This window comes from Endozoicomonas sp. 4G (genome assembly GCF_023822025.1).
GTDB lineage: Bacteria > Pseudomonadota > Gammaproteobacteria > Pseudomonadales > Endozoicomonadaceae > Endozoicomonas_A.
In genome coordinates, this window is sequence record NZ_CP082909.1 from 1,882,868 (window position 1) to 1,897,510 (window position 14,643).

General features: G+C 49.1%; 14 protein-coding genes and 1 tRNA gene. 8 read left to right on the forward strand and 7 right to left on the reverse strand.

The genetic code is table 11. From position 1 onward, the window contains the following. Positions 1-187 precede the first annotated feature (187 nt). Positions 188-475, forward strand: a complete 288-nt coding sequence (locus K7B67_RS07355; RefSeq protein ID WP_252179701.1) for a hypothetical protein — start codon at positions 188-190, stop codon at positions 473-475. A gap of 124 nt (positions 476-599) precedes the next feature. On the opposite strand, the gene K7B67_RS07360 is transcribed toward K7B67_RS07355, so the two are convergent. Both K7B67_RS07360 and K7B67_RS07365 read right to left on the reverse strand, forming a co-directional pair. Next, positions 600-836 (reverse strand): type II toxin-antitoxin system prevent-host-death family antitoxin, encoded by a 237-nt coding sequence (locus K7B67_RS07360; protein WP_252179702.1) that lies wholly within the window; start codon positions 834-836, stop codon positions 600-602. Beyond that, complete coding sequence (locus tag K7B67_RS07365; RefSeq protein ID WP_252179703.1) at positions 814-1,893, reverse strand: site-specific integrase; 1,080 nt, start codon at positions 1,891-1,893, stop codon at positions 814-816. The genes K7B67_RS07360 and K7B67_RS07365 overlap by 23 nt, the downstream gene beginning before the upstream one ends. A gap of 12 nt (positions 1,894-1,905) precedes the next feature. On the opposite strand from K7B67_RS07365, the gene K7B67_RS07370 reads away from it, so the two are divergent. Beyond that, positions 1,906-3,141, forward strand: coding sequence for an ISAzo13 family transposase (locus K7B67_RS07370; protein ID WP_252179704.1), 1,236 nt, complete (start codon positions 1,906-1,908; stop codon positions 3,139-3,141). Here K7B67_RS07370 and K7B67_RS07375 read toward each other — a convergent pair. Further along, positions 3,138-3,338 (reverse strand): Arm DNA-binding domain-containing protein, encoded by a 201-nt coding sequence (locus tag K7B67_RS07375; protein WP_252179705.1) that lies wholly within the window; start codon positions 3,336-3,338, stop codon positions 3,138-3,140. The genes K7B67_RS07370 and K7B67_RS07375 overlap by 4 nt on opposite strands. A 213-nt stretch (positions 3,339-3,551) precedes the next feature. Then, positions 3,552-3,628, reverse strand: a tRNA-Pro gene (locus K7B67_RS07380). Positions 3,629-3,907: 279 nt separating this feature from the next. Between K7B67_RS07380 and K7B67_RS07385 the strand changes: the two genes are divergently transcribed. Genes K7B67_RS07385 through K7B67_RS07395 form a run of 3 tightly spaced genes read left to right on the forward strand, consistent with a single transcriptional unit; the run spans position 3,908 to position 7,226 of the window. Beyond that, entirely contained in the window at positions 3,908-4,462 is a 555-nt protein-coding gene (locus K7B67_RS07385; protein WP_252179706.1) for a peptidylprolyl isomerase, read from the forward strand. 20 nt (positions 4,463-4,482) lie between these two features. Further along, entirely contained in the window at positions 4,483-5,091 is a 609-nt protein-coding gene (locus K7B67_RS07390; protein ID WP_252179707.1) for a rhodanese-like domain-containing protein, read from the forward strand. Continuing rightward, positions 5,091-7,226 carry a GNAT family N-acetyltransferase gene (locus K7B67_RS07395; RefSeq protein ID WP_252179708.1) on the forward strand — a complete coding sequence of 712 codons (2,136 nt, stop codon included), beginning with the start codon at positions 5,091-5,093 and terminating at the stop codon, positions 7,224-7,226. The genes K7B67_RS07390 and K7B67_RS07395 overlap by 1 nt, the downstream gene beginning before the upstream one ends. 12 nt (positions 7,227-7,238) lie before the next feature. Here K7B67_RS07395 and K7B67_RS07400 read toward each other — a convergent pair whose 3' ends face one another. Beyond that, positions 7,239-7,451, reverse strand: coding sequence for a hypothetical protein (locus K7B67_RS07400; RefSeq protein ID WP_252179709.1), 213 nt, complete (start codon positions 7,449-7,451; stop codon positions 7,239-7,241). A gap of 273 nt (positions 7,452-7,724) precedes the next feature. On the opposite strand from K7B67_RS07400, the gene K7B67_RS07405 reads away from it, so the two are divergent. Further along, positions 7,725-7,976: a GrxA family glutaredoxin gene (locus tag K7B67_RS07405; protein ID WP_252179710.1), complete on the forward strand. Its 252-nt coding sequence runs from the start codon at positions 7,725-7,727 to the stop codon at positions 7,974-7,976. Here K7B67_RS07405 and K7B67_RS07410 read toward each other — a convergent pair. Next, a complete protein-coding gene (locus K7B67_RS07410; RefSeq protein ID WP_252179711.1) occupies positions 7,973-8,869 on the reverse strand; it encodes a DNA replication terminus site-binding protein in 897 nt (298 codons plus the stop codon). The genes K7B67_RS07405 and K7B67_RS07410 overlap by 4 nt on opposite strands. Next, a complete protein-coding gene (gene pdxH, locus K7B67_RS07415) occupies positions 8,866-9,501 on the reverse strand; it encodes a pyridoxamine 5'-phosphate oxidase (RefSeq protein ID WP_252179712.1) in 636 nt (211 codons plus the stop codon). Before pdxH ends, K7B67_RS07410 begins: the two co-directional genes overlap by 4 nt. Positions 9,502-9,870: 369 nt before the next feature. On the opposite strand from pdxH, the gene K7B67_RS07420 reads away from it, so the two are divergent. Both K7B67_RS07420 and K7B67_RS07425 read left to right on the forward strand, forming a co-directional pair. Then, the gene (locus K7B67_RS07420) at positions 9,871-11,430 is read left to right on the forward strand and encodes an AbgT family transporter (RefSeq protein WP_252179713.1); all 1,560 of its coding nucleotides are present in this window, start codon (positions 9,871-9,873) and stop codon (positions 11,428-11,430) included. Between the two features lie 341 nt (positions 11,431-11,771). Then, the gene (locus K7B67_RS07425) at positions 11,772-14,573 is read left to right on the forward strand and encodes an insulinase family protein (RefSeq protein WP_252179714.1); all 2,802 of its coding nucleotides are present in this window, start codon (positions 11,772-11,774) and stop codon (positions 14,571-14,573) included. Positions 14,574-14,643 lie beyond the last annotated feature (70 nt).

Here is a 14,643-nt window from a genome sequence, read left to right on the forward strand (position 1 = left end):
AGCCCTAAGCAAGTTGTAGACGACTCGAAAAATTGAATTAGCGATCATGTGTCCTATAGTTACCTCTCCTTCCTGGAATATGATCTTTGGCGTAGTGACCTCATCCTTGATGAGAGCACTACAACGGTAACGATCAGAATACATTTCCAGACAGTTACTGGATTCGCTCGATGAGCATTTAGCCAAGGTGCCTGACCTGAGAAGCACGAAGGAAGCTTTGAACCTGTCTGACCAGATCATCGCGTTATTTCAGAATCTAAGCCATGAGCATTCTGAAAACAAAGATTCAGGTTTGGATGGTGCAGACAAAACGGAAAATTCGTCAGGAAATCAGGAAAACGATTCTCAGGATTCTGATACACAAGATCAGGAGGATAAATCAGATTCTGTGTCAGGTGATGATCTGGAATCCGATTCTGCACAAGGAAAAGACAAAAAGCTGAGAATCTACCAGGAAACGATGATCAACCATTGAGCTTGGGGGTAACAAAACTCCCATGTAGTCTCACCCAATTAAGAGGCTCCGCCTGGTTTGATTAAAGTGAGGTGGACACTGCAAGACAGACTTTCTGTTGCCCCGGACGGCTCAGGTTTGCTCATCAATTAAAGCTCGCCAGGCTCATCTGCTGTTTAAGCCGATTGAAAAACGCTCCATCAGGTTCGGTATCACCTTGTTCGATCTGTTGCTGACCAGTCGCCAGAATTTTCAGCAGAGCCAATAACTCCTGCTGTTGCTGGTAGCTGTCGGCATCAAGAATCACGGCACTGGCCTCGCCGTTCCGGGTAATCACCATGGGCTGGCGGTTTTCCAGGCTAGTCCATACTTGATAACACACAACCCTGCTCTTTCACCTTAAGCATGTCAAGATAATCAGCCCATTTCTGCATCATCTCAACTCTTTGCTTCAGATGTTTGGTACGGTTATATGCACGACCATTCACGTCTTTTACTTCATGAGCCAGCTGTTGCTCTATCCATTCAATGCGATAACTTAACTCTTCATCAAGAAGTGTTCTCGCCATCGCTCTGAAACCGTGGGGAGTCATAGTGTTGTTATCGTACCCCATGGTTCTGAGTGCAACACGGACTGAATTTTCGGACAAAGGGCGACTGTTGCCTCGTTGGGAAGGAAAAATATAGTGTCCCCGTCCAGTGAGGGAGTGTAGTTGGAGCAGTGTTTTTTCAGCCTGGCTGCTGACGGGCACGATATGAGGCTGCCTTGTTTTCATTTTTTCCGCTTTGATCTCTATACGCTTTTCATCCCAATTCACTTCATCCCACTCCAGGTGGCGCAGCTCTCCGGGGCGTAAGAAGAACAGGGCAGATAGTTTGAGTGCTGAGCGGACAATATACGTACCGGAAAAGGCATCCATGGCAACCATTAGCTTTCCCACATCTTTAGGTGTTGTTATGGCTGCATAATGGGTTTTGTTTTTCGGGCGTAAAGCGCCGGTCAGGTCATTGGCTGGATTTCGGTTAGTGCGACCTGTTGCAATAGCGTATTTGAACACCTGTCCGGCAGTTTGTTTGGCTCTGTGTGCGGTATCGACCACGCCACGATTTTCAATTCGTCGTAACAGCATCAGCAGTTCAGGGGGTGAAATATCGCTGATCGGACGGCGACCGATATGAGGAAAAAGCTCTTTTCTGAGCATACGCAGTGAGCGGCTTTTATGACTTTCGCTCTTGTCTGACAGCTGGACGTTGTACCATTCCATAGCGATCGTTTCGAAATCATTTTCGGCAGCGCTGGTTGCAGCGATTTTTTGTTGAGCCTTGTAAACACCGGGATCAATGTTGTCACTGAGTTGCTTGCGAGCCACGTCTCTTTTTTCTCTCGCTTCCTTAGGGAACTGGCGATCAAAATCATACCGGAGTATGGTAGGCAGCAAGCTTAAACTCCTATGTCATTGATTGCTATGTCTACCTCTGTTGCTATTCCTCAAGAAGCCAAAGACGTCATTAAGTTTGCAGCCAAACAACTCACTGGCATGAAAAAAAGAATCTTCATGGCTGAGGTGTCGAAAAAGCTCTGCTACGAGAGTCCCCGCTTAACGGAGTCAGAGTTTGGTTGGAGCAGAAAGTCCGTAGAACTCGGTATCAATGAGCTACGGACAGGGTTCGAGTGCTTTGGCCATTATGAAGTATGTGGCAAGCGCCGTTCAGAAATTAACCTACCACAATTAGAACAAGACATCCGTAGTCTGGTTGAACCGGAAAGCCAGGCAGACCCACAGATGAAGAACACATTAGCCTATACTCGCATTACAGCTAAAGCGGTTCATCGAAAGCTCATTGAAGAAAAAGGCTGGGCGGAAGATCAGGTTCCCAAAGTGCGAACCATTAATGATATTCTCAATCGCCTGGGCTATAAACTGCGTCGGGTACAAAAACCAAACCCCAAAAAAGTCCCGGAAACCGATGCCATTTTTGAAAACGTCCACCGAATAAACGAAGAAGCTAAAAACAACAAAAAAGCGTTGCGAGTCAGCATAGACTGCAAAGCAACAGTTAATCTTGGCGACTTTTCCAGAGGGGGTAAATCTCGTGGGAAGGCTCCTGTTAAAGCACTTGATCATGACATGGCTACGAAGAGTAAACTGATTCCTTTTGGCATTCTCAATCTTGAAAACGACCAACTCCATATTTTCTACGGCAATTCGAACAAAACCAGTGATTTTGTCTGCGATGCGTTCGAGTGGTGGTGGGATCTGGTGAAAGAAGAAAATCCGGAGGTAGAGGAGATTGTTATTTTTGCCGATAATGGTCCGGAAAATAATAGTCACCGCACTCAGTACCTCTCAAGGCTGGTGCGTTTCAGTCAAAGCAAAGGCCTGAAAATTCATGGGGTGTACTATCCTCCCTATCACAGCAAATACAACCCCATCGAACGTAGGTGGTCTTCGCTGGAAAATCATTGGAGTGGGACGTTATTGAATACAGTGAGCACTGTATTGAAATGGACGGAAACTATGACATGGAAAGCGATGAGTCCTGTGGTTAATCTGCTGGACAAGTTTTATCCCAAGGGAGTGAGACTTGGAAAATCAGAAATGACTGATATAAATCCATACATTATCAGGAATCCGAAACTACCAAAGTGGGATATGACTGTCGTTCCTGAATCGGTAGTTTCTTAACCGCCACTTCCCTTAAGGCTGACATCCGGGTAAACGCCAAGGGCGAGAGTTTTGTATTTACCAGCAAATCGATAGCTCATGTGCCAGTACTTTCGTCCGTTTTTTTTGACGAGTAAGTGCATCCCTTTCGCGTCGGTGATTTTATAATCTTTTTCTTTTGGCTTGGCGTTCTTAACTTGCAAGGCGTTGGTAATCATGGACTTCACCACAAGTTGGGGGTACCTGCATGGGTACTTTCAGGGGTATTTTTTTTTGGGTAACAGGTAAACGGAGAGAGATACCCTCAAAAGTACCCCGAGAAATTCGAAGAAACAGGCAAATAAAGGGGGACTTTGCTGGACAAAGAATAGCTGAAGGGACTGAAAGAGTAAGGGAGGAGAGACTTTTACGGACTGGTCTGGAAAAAAATTTGGTCGGAGCGAGAGGATTCGAACCTCCGACCCCCACAACCCCATTGTGGTGCGCTACCAGGCTGCGCTACGCTCCGACTGCCGCTCTGTGCGGCGAGGTGTATATTACCTTTCTACAAGGGATTTGCAAGCCTTGGTCTGATTTTCTTCTATGGCGACTTTTTTTCGTGACGACCAGGCACGAACCTACAGATAATAGCAAAGTGTGCATTTTTTCGACGTGCCGCACTATAGGCTTAACCATGAATCCAGTAGGATAATGGTATCAATCATCTTTTTCTCACGGGTTAATACAGGTGTTAAAAGCAATTAAAACGGTTCTCACCGTGTCTTTTTTACTGTTTGCCAGTCCGCTGATGGCAGAACAAACAGCCACAGCTCCGGCCCAACCTGCGGCAGAAGCGGTTCAGCCTGTTGATGTGGTGATGAAGACCAGTAAGGGGGATATGACCATTCGTCTGAACCCTGAGCAAGCGCCGGTCACTGTGAAGAACTTTCTTACCTACGTAGACAAGGGGTTCTATAAAGGACTGGTTTTTCACCGGGTGATGCCCGGCTTTATGATTCAGGGCGGCGGCATGACCGCAGATATGAGTCAAAAGCCGACGGGGGCTCCTATTAAGAATGAGTCTGACAACGGTCTCAGGAACAGCCGTGGCACGATTGCTATGGCGAGAACCGCTAACCCGGACAGTGCCACCTCCCAGTTCTTTATCAATCTCGTCAATAATGAGTTTTTAAACAATCGTCCGGGTCGTCCGGGGTATGCTGTGTTTGGTGAGCTGATTAAAGGTCAGGAGGTGATGGATGCTATCGCCTCTGTGAAAACCGGGAATAGGGGGCCGCACGCCAATGTTCCTGTTGAGCCGGTCTTTATTCTGGCCGTTGAAAGAGTTAAAGAGGCACAATAACCATCAGGTAATCAGGTTTCATGAAGCGTTGGGTAAAATATTGTCTGTTGATCCTGTTGTTGCCGGTCCTTACCGCCTGCGACAGCGTTTGGAATGACAGGCTGGCATTAAAATCGGTCGATCAACCTGCGATGGAAGCATTGGTGCAGGAGCAGGGTTGGGTGCTGGTGGATGTTCGAGACAGCAACTGGTACAGCGGCTGGCCTTCAGGTAATGACCCGGAAGGGGGCCATATTCCCGGTGCCCGTAATTTTGACCTGGCCTGGATGGAAGCCGACCCTGAACAGGCCCGGACGCTTTTGTTCAGTAAGGGGATATCGCCTGATAAATCCATTGTCGTCTATGGTCGTGATAAGCAGGATGCCCAGGTATTAGCCCAGTGGCTGGTGGATGAACAGGGTTTTAGTGAAGATCGGGTTCGTGTTTTTGAAGAAGGTTTTTCTGTCTGGCTGGCCCGGGGTGGCAAGCCTGCCAAACTGCCGGTTTACGAGAGGCTGGAGTCGATTCTGCGAAGGCTGGGTATCACTAAGGATATTTTTTCTGTTGTTTATGATGACAGGGCAGCAGCTGAACGAGTTCTGTGTGTTGTATACGACGAAGAAAGGGTAAAGTGGAGCAAGAGTGCTTAGTGATTAACGTCGAGCCTATCCTCAAACAGGCGGCTGAAAACCATCATCGTGCCCTTTTGGTGTTATCCGGCTCAGAAACCTGGGCACAACAACACGCTGAAAGCCTGTTTTCAAAGGGACAGGAGAAGCAAGCTCTCTGGGTCGGTGAACGCAACCAGAGTAATGAAACGTCGATCTCTGCCTCGAAAGCGTCCGGTTGGTTAGGGCGTGAGGTGGATCTCATTGTCTTTAATGCCTTTTCCGGCTTTGATGTTGATGCTTTTGGTCAGCTCAGTGGTACGTTGAGAGGCGGAGGGCTTTTCGTACTGCTGGTACCAGACCTGGATGACTGGGCTGATTATTGCGACCCGGATCATAAAAGACTCACTGTTTATCCCTATCAGCCCGAACACATCCGTGGGCTCTACCTGGCAAGACTGGCAAACCTCATTCAGTCTGAAGCGACACTCTCACTGTTATGCGAAAACGGTGATTCCCGATGGCAACAAAGTACCGATTGCGCTGATGTACCGGGTTCAGGGCAAGACGACAATGTTTGTAGAACGTCGGATCAAGCACAGGCTGTCGAAGGTATTCTTCGTGTAGCAAAAGGGCATCGTCGTCGTCCATTAGTACTCACTGCCGATCGTGGTCGGGGTAAGAGTGCTGCGCTGGGTATTGCATCCGCCCGGTTATTGCAATCGGGGCTTGCAAGGATATGGGTAACGGCACCTTCTCTGGCTTCTGCTGAGGTGGTCTTTAATACCGCTGAAGCGCTGCTTGATGGCTGTGAAGTCCATCGAGGGAAGTTGCTTTGGCACGACAAAGCACTTGAATTTAAAGCCCCCGACGAACTTTTGCATCCAGAGTGTGATTCGGGTTGTGATCTTATGCTGGTGGATGAAGCAGCGGCTATCCCGGTGCCATTACTAACCCAATTATTAAAGCATCATTCCCGAATTGTTTTCGCATCCACTCAGCACGGTTATGAAGGAACGGGCAGGGGGTTTGCCATTAAGTTCAGGTCAACCCTGTCGGAGCTGACGCCAAAATGGCGCGCCCAGCGTCTGAAACAGCCGATCCGCTGGGCTGAAAATGATCCTTTCGAAGCCTTTGTTTTCAAAGCGTTGATGCTAAATGCCTCGCCTGTACCAGATGAGCTGATACAGGGTGCAAGCATTGGGCATTGTTCTTTTGCTCGCCTTGAACCGAAGCAATTGATTCATGATGATCGGCTGCTGGCTGATGTTTTTGGTCTGCTGGTATTCGCCCATTATCGAACCCGTCCTTTTGATCTCAGGCATTTATTAGATGGCCCGAATATCGAGGTGTACTGTCTCAGGTATCAGGGGCGTGTTGTGGCCACGGCGCTGCTGGCACTGGAAGGGGGGATAGAAGACTGTTTGCAGGAAGCGATCTGGCTGGGTCAGCGCAGGGTTCGCGGTCATCTTATTCCCCAGTCCCTCAGTAATCATTGTGGTTTCCCGGAGGCTTCTGGTTTTGCCGGTTTGAGGGTGATTCGAATCGCAGTACATCCTTTATTGCAGGGGCATGGGCTGGGCACTCAGCTGTTGAAAGGGGTTGAAGAGCAGGCAACACTCAGAAAACTGGATTACCTGGGCAGTAGCTTTGGTGCGACGCCAGAACTGGCGGTTTTTTGGGGAGGTTCAGGCTATCTTCCGGTTCGCGTTGGCGTTACCCGTGAAGCGGCCAGCGGCTGTTACTCCATGATGGTTTTGAACCCCCTGAATAAAGCCTTCTCTGTTTTGACGGAAGAAATGCAGTGTCGTTTTATTTCAGGTTTTCTGATGCAGCTGCCCGTGTCGTTCAAAGCCATGGCACCTGATCTGGTTCGGGTGATACTTTGCCTGAGTCGTTTAAACATTGAAACGGTTTTGGATAACCGAGACCGAATGGATCTGGAATCCTTTGTCAGTTCCGATCGACTGTTTGAAAGCTGTCTTCCCGCTATTCGTTCCCTGCTGCTATCAAAGGTTTCTGATCGTTCTGCCTCGAAGGATGCTCTTAATGGATTAATTGCCAAAGTGCTTCAGGGGGTTGACTGGTCAGAGATCGCTAAAGCGAATGGCCTGACGGGTAAAAAGCAGGCCGTTCAATGGTTAAGGCAGTGGGTTCAGGATCTATGTGCAGAATAGGATTTGAACGAGTCACTCCACGGTATTTTTGCAGTAAACAAAGTGATCCAGATAGCAATACTTAACTTTGCCATTTTCAGAATCCAGAATCCAGATGTATTTACCATCCTGGCCAGTGTAACCCACAAACCTGCCTGAAATAAGGGTTCTTACTGAGTCAGCTGCCCAAACTGCGCTGCTGAATAAAACAGCAGCCAAAATAATCGTCAAATAGTTCTTTTTCAAAATGCGTACCTCCTGAAAAGAGTGATTTTTAATGCAAGTACATCGACCTGGCCGTGTAACTTAGCCCGGTAACTATAGACAACAACACAGAGGAATCGTTCACCCGTTTTGCCGTGCCTGAGACCAAAGGTAATAGGGGGGTTCGGCAATGACGGATAGACTTTCTCTATCAAACCGTTAAAAAATACCGATTTTGTTTATGGCGCTGACTCGTTTATAGTCGCTGTCATAACATTGTTCAATATAAATACTGGTTAGAGTCAGGTGGATTTTATGGATCGTTTTACTGTGTTTGGTCGTCCGGGTTGTGGTTACTGTGTACGGGCGAAAGAAGTGCTGGAAAGTCGTGGGCTGCCCATGCGGTACGTCGATATTCATGCTGAAGGCATCAGCAAGGCCGACCTGGAAAAAACAGTAGGAAAGCCAGTGGAAACCGTGCCTCAGATTTTTCATGGCCAAAAGTACATTGGCGGTTACACGGAGCTGGCTGCGTATCTGAAAGAAGAGATGGCAGAAAACGGTTAAGCGTACTTATAAATTCGAGAGTGTGGATTTTCGGATATTTTCACCAGTCTGGTGTCACTGCGAGTCAGCCGCTCCTGTCTGGCAGCGGGGTCAAACGGTTTGATCCGGTTGAACTCTGGCAACGGCTGGCCTTTTTCCAGCTGGACAAAAACAGGCAGAGGGGTGTTGATCTGACCGGGGTAGACTTTGCGAAAGTCTTTATCTGCCTTTCTCAGCTGTTCAATGTCTTTTGCCCAGGTCAGATTGGCTCGAAGATGGGGGCTGAGGATTCTTTTGATAATCACGGTCTCGCTGGCGGGCATCTGTTCCAGCATTTGAATGTCGGTCTCGATGGCGCTGGAAGCCAGGTATTTCTTGCGTAGATGGTCAATGGCCTCATCGGCCGAGAGTTTCACGGAGCCGCTGTGATGAGCGGCCCAGCTGAAACCGATACGACGGGGTGGCGTCTCAAAGAGTTTCAGTTGACGATAGCTCTGGACAAAATGGATATGGGCTATCTGCAGGCCACCCAGCATGTTCTCCCTGATCTCATCCGAAGTTTCTTCAATAGCCTCAATGCTGTCTCCGTACAGTTTCCTGAACTCAGACATGGCCTGTTTGAAACTTTCCCGGGCTTCGTTAAGCCTTATACCCGTTTGTAACGTCTCTTTAGCAATCCCCACGACTCCGGGCAACCGGGCTGTTTCCTGTTTGTTTTGTTGGTCGGTATAGGTCAGTCGGGTGCTGGTCTCAGCGGCCAGGGCACGGTCGTTCTTGTCCTCGTCCGGGGATTTCATGACCCAAACCGGCAGCAGCTGGTCATCATAGACTTGTTCGCGAAACTGTCGGTTGACGGTCACCATGTGAATCAGGGTGTCCCTGACGGCAATTCTGGCCGCCGTTTTCTGGCTCATGGTGACAGCCTTTCAATAGTCCAGCTGGATTCTGCCCGTGTGTAGAGGAAGCGGTCGTGCAGGCGATTAGGTCGTCCCTGCCAGAACTCTATGGTCTCAGGGATGATCCGGTAGCCTCCCCAGAAATCCGGCAGGGGGACTTTGCCTTCTTTGAATTTTCTTTTCATTTCTTCCAATTTCATCTCAAGCACTTTTCTGCCAGTAATGACGGAACTCTGGTGCGATACCCAGGCACCCAGCTGGCTGCCGTGGGGGCGGCTGGTGAAATATTTTAGTGAGTCGGCTTTGGAAATCTTTTCGGCACGGCCCCGGACAGTGACCTGTCGCTCCAGGGCAACCCAGGGGAACATAATGGCGACGTTAGGGTTGTCAGCAATATCGTGGGCCTTGCGACTGCTGTAGTTAGTGAAAAAGACAAAGCCTTCAGGGCTTACGTACTTCAACAGAACGGTTCGCAGACCGGGTAAACCTTCTTTGGAGGTAGTAGCCAGGCTCATGGCGTTGGGTTCAGGCAACTGTGCCTCAAGGGCCTGCTGAAACCAGAGGTCAAACTGTTGGAAGGGATCGGGATCAAGAGAGTCCAGATCCAGACCCGCCCGGGTGTAATTCTCTCGCAGATGACTGATATCCATGTTCATACTTCGCTGATGCAGTGGGGTTCATTGTATATGAAAGGACAGGGTCGTGAAACCGGAGTCGTATTACCTGATTTTTATTCAAGCTCATGAATTATTTTTTGTTATAGGGGTTTTGTTGGATGAAAGTACTGCTTGTGTTGGTATTAATACGATTTGTTGATCTGGTCTAGATCAATAAGAATATCGCCTGTTTTTGAGGTTCTAATAATAAGTGGTGCACTGATGCTCCCTTGGACAGGGTGGTGATTAACAAGTTAACTCTGTCAATAACATCCCTTTCAGAAGGAGGAAGCGCTTGAGCCATTGGCTTCTTAGGTCTTCAGAAAGGGTAAATGAAAAACCTTGGTACACAGGCTGGTAGTAATGAGTACAACGGCAACGGTAGCACCTCCTGCCAATGACGGCAGGAAATCCTTCATCGAAAGGATCGGGAAAAAGATTCCTGATCCGGTCATCATCTTTATCTGGCTATTCGGCCTGACCCTGGTCGCTTCCTTCCTGATGGGTGGGCACAGTTTTGAAGTCATGGGTGCTGACGGCGGCCAGATTGTCCATTCTGTAAAAAACATGCTGACCACAGAAAATGTCCGCTGGATGTTTGACAATGCTATTCTGGCAAACTGGTTGTCTTACGGTGGCGGCGTTCTCGGCATTATCCTGGTGGTTATGTTGGGTGTTGGTGTTGCAGAAGACTCTGGTCTGCTTTCGACCCTGATCAAGAAAGCCGGTCTGAAAGTGAACGACAAATACCTGCCTGCGATGCTGGTGTTCATTGGTATTATGAGCAGCGTCGCAACTGATGCCGGTTACCTGGTGTTGGTGCCTCTGGCGGGTCTGCTGTATGCCGGTTTAGGTAAGAATCCACTGATCGGTATGGCAGCTGCCTTTGCCGGTGTATCGGCCGGATTCAGTGCTAACCTGCTGCCTGCTACCCCGGTCGATGTGATTGTTGGTGTTAACGCTCAGATTTTTGCTGAATCTCAGGGTGTGCCTTTCACCAATGCTGCGGGTGAGGCTCTGACGCCTGCCACCATGCACTATTTCTTTATCCTGGCATCGACGTTTATTCTGGCGACTGTGGGTGCCTGGGTTACCCATAAGTTTGTGGCTCCCAAGCTTGAGAAAATGGATTACCAGATTCCTGAAGATCTGGATATCAGCAATTTCGAAGTCACCGAAGCTGAAAACAAGGGCCTGAAAGCCGCCTTCTTCGGCCTGCTGGCTTCTATTGCCATTATGGTCGGTATGGCCATGGGTCCGCTGGCTTCATACACCAATGAAGCGGGTAATGTGGTCAACCCATTCCTGACCAACATCATTTTGATGATTACCATGACTTTCCTGATTGTGGGTGTCTGCTTCGGTAAGTCCACCGGCAAGTTCAAGGGCATGCAGGATGTCGTCACTGCCATGGTCAAACAGATGAACACTGTCGGCTATATTCTGGTGTTGACCTTCTTCAGTTACAACTTCCTGGCGCTGTTGAGCTTTACCGGACTGGGGACTTATATTACTTACCTGGGTGCGACTTTCCTTCAGTTCCTGGGGCTGGACAAGTTCCCGATTCTGTTGATCATCGGCTTCATTATCACGACGGCTCTTATCAACCTGTTTGTCGGTGGCCTGACCTCCAAGTGGATGCTGCTGGGTCCTATCTTCATTCCTATGCTGTACCAGGCCAACCCGGCCATGACTCCGGACCTGGTGTCTGCGGCATTCCGGGTGGCTGACTCTTCCACCAATATCGTGACCCCGATGATGACTTATGCCGGTGTTATCCTGGCCTTTATGAGAAAGTACAAGCCCGATCTGACCATCGGTGACATGATCGGAATCATGATGCCTTACTCCATTGCCTTTATCACTATCTGGACAACGGCGCTGATAGGGTTCTTTGCCTTCAATATTCCTCTGGGTTTCTGATTTATTAAAATCTGACCCATGAAAGAAGAAAACCAGCTCTCAGGGCTGGTTTTCTGTTTCTTCAAACCGTGAAATCCACTTGGTTTTACTTTGCCAGGTACTTAATTAACACTCGAATCTGCAATCCTTTCTGTGATACTAATTAGAACTGCTACTTTATATTCTGGTTTAAAAAATCTTGACCAATAAAAAAACAGACACAAATACGGATGCTCTTTTGATGAGTACCTTTGCGAACAGTAAAAAGAGAGTAAATTGCCTGTGTCAGTGGTTGCTAACTGGCCCAGTCTTCGGAAAGTATTCGGCTGTGATCAAGGCCTTTAAAAGGTGTGAAAATTTATATGATAGTAAAGCGCATGTTTCTGGTTGTCGGTGTGCTGGCAACGGTGCTGGTAAGTGGGTGTACAGTGACAGCTGAACGAAATGCAATGGAAAAAAGCCAGGTAGTGGTGAAAAGCCCGGCAGACGATCGGGACTACCGGTTTGTCCAGTTGGACAACGGCCTCAAGGCGCTGCTGATCTCCGATCCGGATACCGATAAGGCCGCCGCCGCAGTGGATGTGAAAGTGGGGAGCTATCAGGATCCGGACAATCGTCTGGGTTTAGCTCATTTCCTGGAGCATATGCTATTTCTGGGCAATGAAAAGTACCCGGAAGCGGACGGGTATTTTGAATACATCCGTGCCAATGGCGGTACAGCGAATGCCTACACCACCGATACCCGTACCAATTATTACTTCGATATTAACAGTGGCAAGCTGAGACCTGCGCTGGATCAGCTGGCACAGTTTTTTGTCGCCCCCACACTGGACCCTGCTTATGTTGATCGTGAACGTAACGCGGTTGACTCTGAGTACAAGCTCCATGCCAATGAAGACGGCTGGCGTCTGATGACGGCTCTGAATGCCGCTTCGAATCCGGATCACCCCCGTAGTCGCTTCAATATTGGTAGTCTGGAAACCCTGTCCAATGACGATGGCAAGTCACTCTGGAATGACCTGAAAGCGTTCTACGACACTTACTATGTCGCTGAGAATATCGGTGTTGTTATCTATGGCAAGGAATCAACGGAGGTTCTGGAAACATGGTTGAAGGAATCTTTTGCCGGAGTGCCCGATGGACAGTCACCGGACACCCATATTGGTCTTGCTCCCTACACCGCTGAACAGTTAGGTGTTCGTATTAATTTGGTGCCGCTGAAAGACACCCGTGCGCTTTCCCTGAGCTTCCCGATGTCCAGCCAGCATGAAAATTACCGCAAAAAGCCCCTGGGCTATCTGGCAAGAATACTGGGTTACGAAGGTGAGGGCAGTCTGCACAGCTATCTGAAAGAACGGGGTCTGATTGTGTCACTGGCCTCTTATTCCAACCACGTGCCCGGAGAATTCAGTGAGTTCACGGTGCGTATGGAGCTGACCCCCAAAGGTCTGGAACGGGTAGATGAGATTACGGCCAATGTCTTTGATTATCTGGACCTGATTCGCAAACAGGGTCTGCAGCCCCGGATCTACGAAGAAGCTCGCCAACTGGCTGAACTGAGCTTCCGTTACCAGGAAGATGCAAATCCACAGCAGACCGCATCAGCACTGGCGACTCGCATTCACGATATCCCGGCTGAGGATATTCTGCAGGCCAGTTACCTGTACGAAGACTTTGATCGCCAGTTGATCAGTGACCTGCTTGAGCAAATGAAGCCTTCCAACATGAGGCAGGTGGTGGTTGCCAGAGGTCTTGAAACGGACCAGGTCGAGCCCTATTTCAAAACCCATTACAGTATGCAGCCTCTGTCTGATACTTTGGTGAAGCGACTGTTATCGCCACAAGTTCATGCAGAAATGACCATTCCCAAGCCTAATGACTTTATTGCCGAGGATTTGGAACTGCGTGAAGGCAGTGGCAGTAATAAACCTGAGGTGCTATTGGCAGAGCCCGGCTTTAAAGTCTGGAATATGACAGACAGCCGCTTTGAAGTGCCCAAAGCTAACGTTCGCATCAAAATATCTTCAGAGCAGGCTTCGGCAACGACAGACGATGTGGTTGAGATGCAACTCTACAGTACCCTGTTAAGGCGTAGTCTGAATGAGTACGGCTACCCAGCCAAAGAAGCAGGTTTGAACTATGGCGTATCCTCCAGCCGGGAAGGTTTGACCATTGCCCTGTCCGGGTATCAGGATAAGCAGGAGCTGCTGCTGGCAGACATTCTCAAGGCCATCAAACAATTCAACCCTGATGAGGCCGGGTTTAATCAGGAGAAAGCACTGCTGATCAGAGGGCTCAGGAATAAACAGTTCCAGCCTCCCTATCGACTGGGTATGGATCGTTTGAGTCAGGAGCTCTATCCCAACTATCGTGATGATCAGGCATTGCTGGCGGCGGCTGAAAAGGTCACCCTGAATGATGTCAAACAGTTTGCCAGGGACTTTTACCGGTCGATTTATATCGAAATGCTGGTTCATGGTAACCACAGTTCGCAGGAGAGCATGAAGCTGGCCGGGCTGGTAGAAAAAGCGTTGCTGACGGATGATAACCGTGGCAGTGAGTTTAGGCAGCCAGTCAATCTTATCAAGGACAGCAACCGCACCATCACAGCGGACTTTAACCATAATGACTCTCTGTACATTACTTACTACCAGCGTCCTGGTACGGATAACAGAGATCGTGCCGTCTACTCCCTGCTGGGCAGACTGCTGGCGACGCCTTTCTTCAACCAGTTGAGGACTGAGCAGCAGCTGGGTTACATCGTCTTTGCCGGTCCCCGTCCGGTTGAGCGTCATCCCGGTTTGATCTTTGTGGTGCAATCTCCTGTGCTGGCGCCGGAAGGTATCGAGGGCCGGGTAGAAGCCTTCCTGCTGGGTCAGCAAGAGCGGCTGAAATCCCTGACAGAGGAAGAGCTGGATCAGTATCGTCAGGGCCTGTTGGGTGATCTGCTGAAGAAAGACGCCAACCTGGATGAGCGCAGCGCCCGTTTCTGGCAGTCTCTGGAGGGCCAGGAAGCCGGCTTTGAATTCCACAAGCTGATTGCCGCAGAGGTGGAAACAGTCACTGTGAAAGAGATTCAGCAGGCACTGGATACCATTCTCGAAGACAAGGGAAGAGTGACCATTGAGTCTGCTGGTAAGACTCAGGGGGCTCATAAAAACTGAGCTCTTTTATCCAGGCCAGGTGTTTCTCTGGCCTGTATTTGTTCCAAAAAAACAATTCAATGTGGGCTTT

Excerpts from the sequence above, each read along its gene's own strand:
- K7B67_RS07385 (WP_252179706.1), top strand. The coding sequence starts at position 3,908 with ATGGCAGAACAAACAGCCACAGCTCCGGCCCAACCTGCGGCAGAAGCG.
- pdxH (WP_252179712.1), bottom strand. The coding sequence starts at position 9,501 with ATGGATATCAGTCATCTGCGAGAGAATTACACCCGGGCGGGTCTGGAT.
- K7B67_RS07420 (WP_252179713.1), top strand. The coding sequence starts at position 9,871 with ATGAGTACAACGGCAACGGTAGCACCTCCTGCCAATGACGGCAGGAAA.
- K7B67_RS07405 (WP_252179710.1), top strand. The coding sequence starts at position 7,725 with ATGGATCGTTTTACTGTGTTTGGTCGTCCGGGTTGTGGTTACTGTGTA.
- K7B67_RS07370 (WP_252179704.1), top strand. The coding sequence starts at position 1,906 with ATGTCATTGATTGCTATGTCTACCTCTGTTGCTATTCCTCAAGAAGCC.
- K7B67_RS07375 (WP_252179705.1), bottom strand. The coding sequence starts at position 3,338 with ATGATTACCAACGCCTTGCAAGTTAAGAACGCCAAGCCAAAAGAAAAA.
- K7B67_RS07390 (WP_252179707.1), top strand. The coding sequence starts at position 4,483 with ATGAAGCGTTGGGTAAAATATTGTCTGTTGATCCTGTTGTTGCCGGTC.
- K7B67_RS07425 (WP_252179714.1), top strand. The coding sequence starts at position 11,772 with ATGATAGTAAAGCGCATGTTTCTGGTTGTCGGTGTGCTGGCAACGGTG.
- K7B67_RS07410 (WP_252179711.1), bottom strand. The coding sequence starts at position 8,869 with ATGAGCCAGAAAACGGCGGCCAGAATTGCCGTCAGGGACACCCTGATT.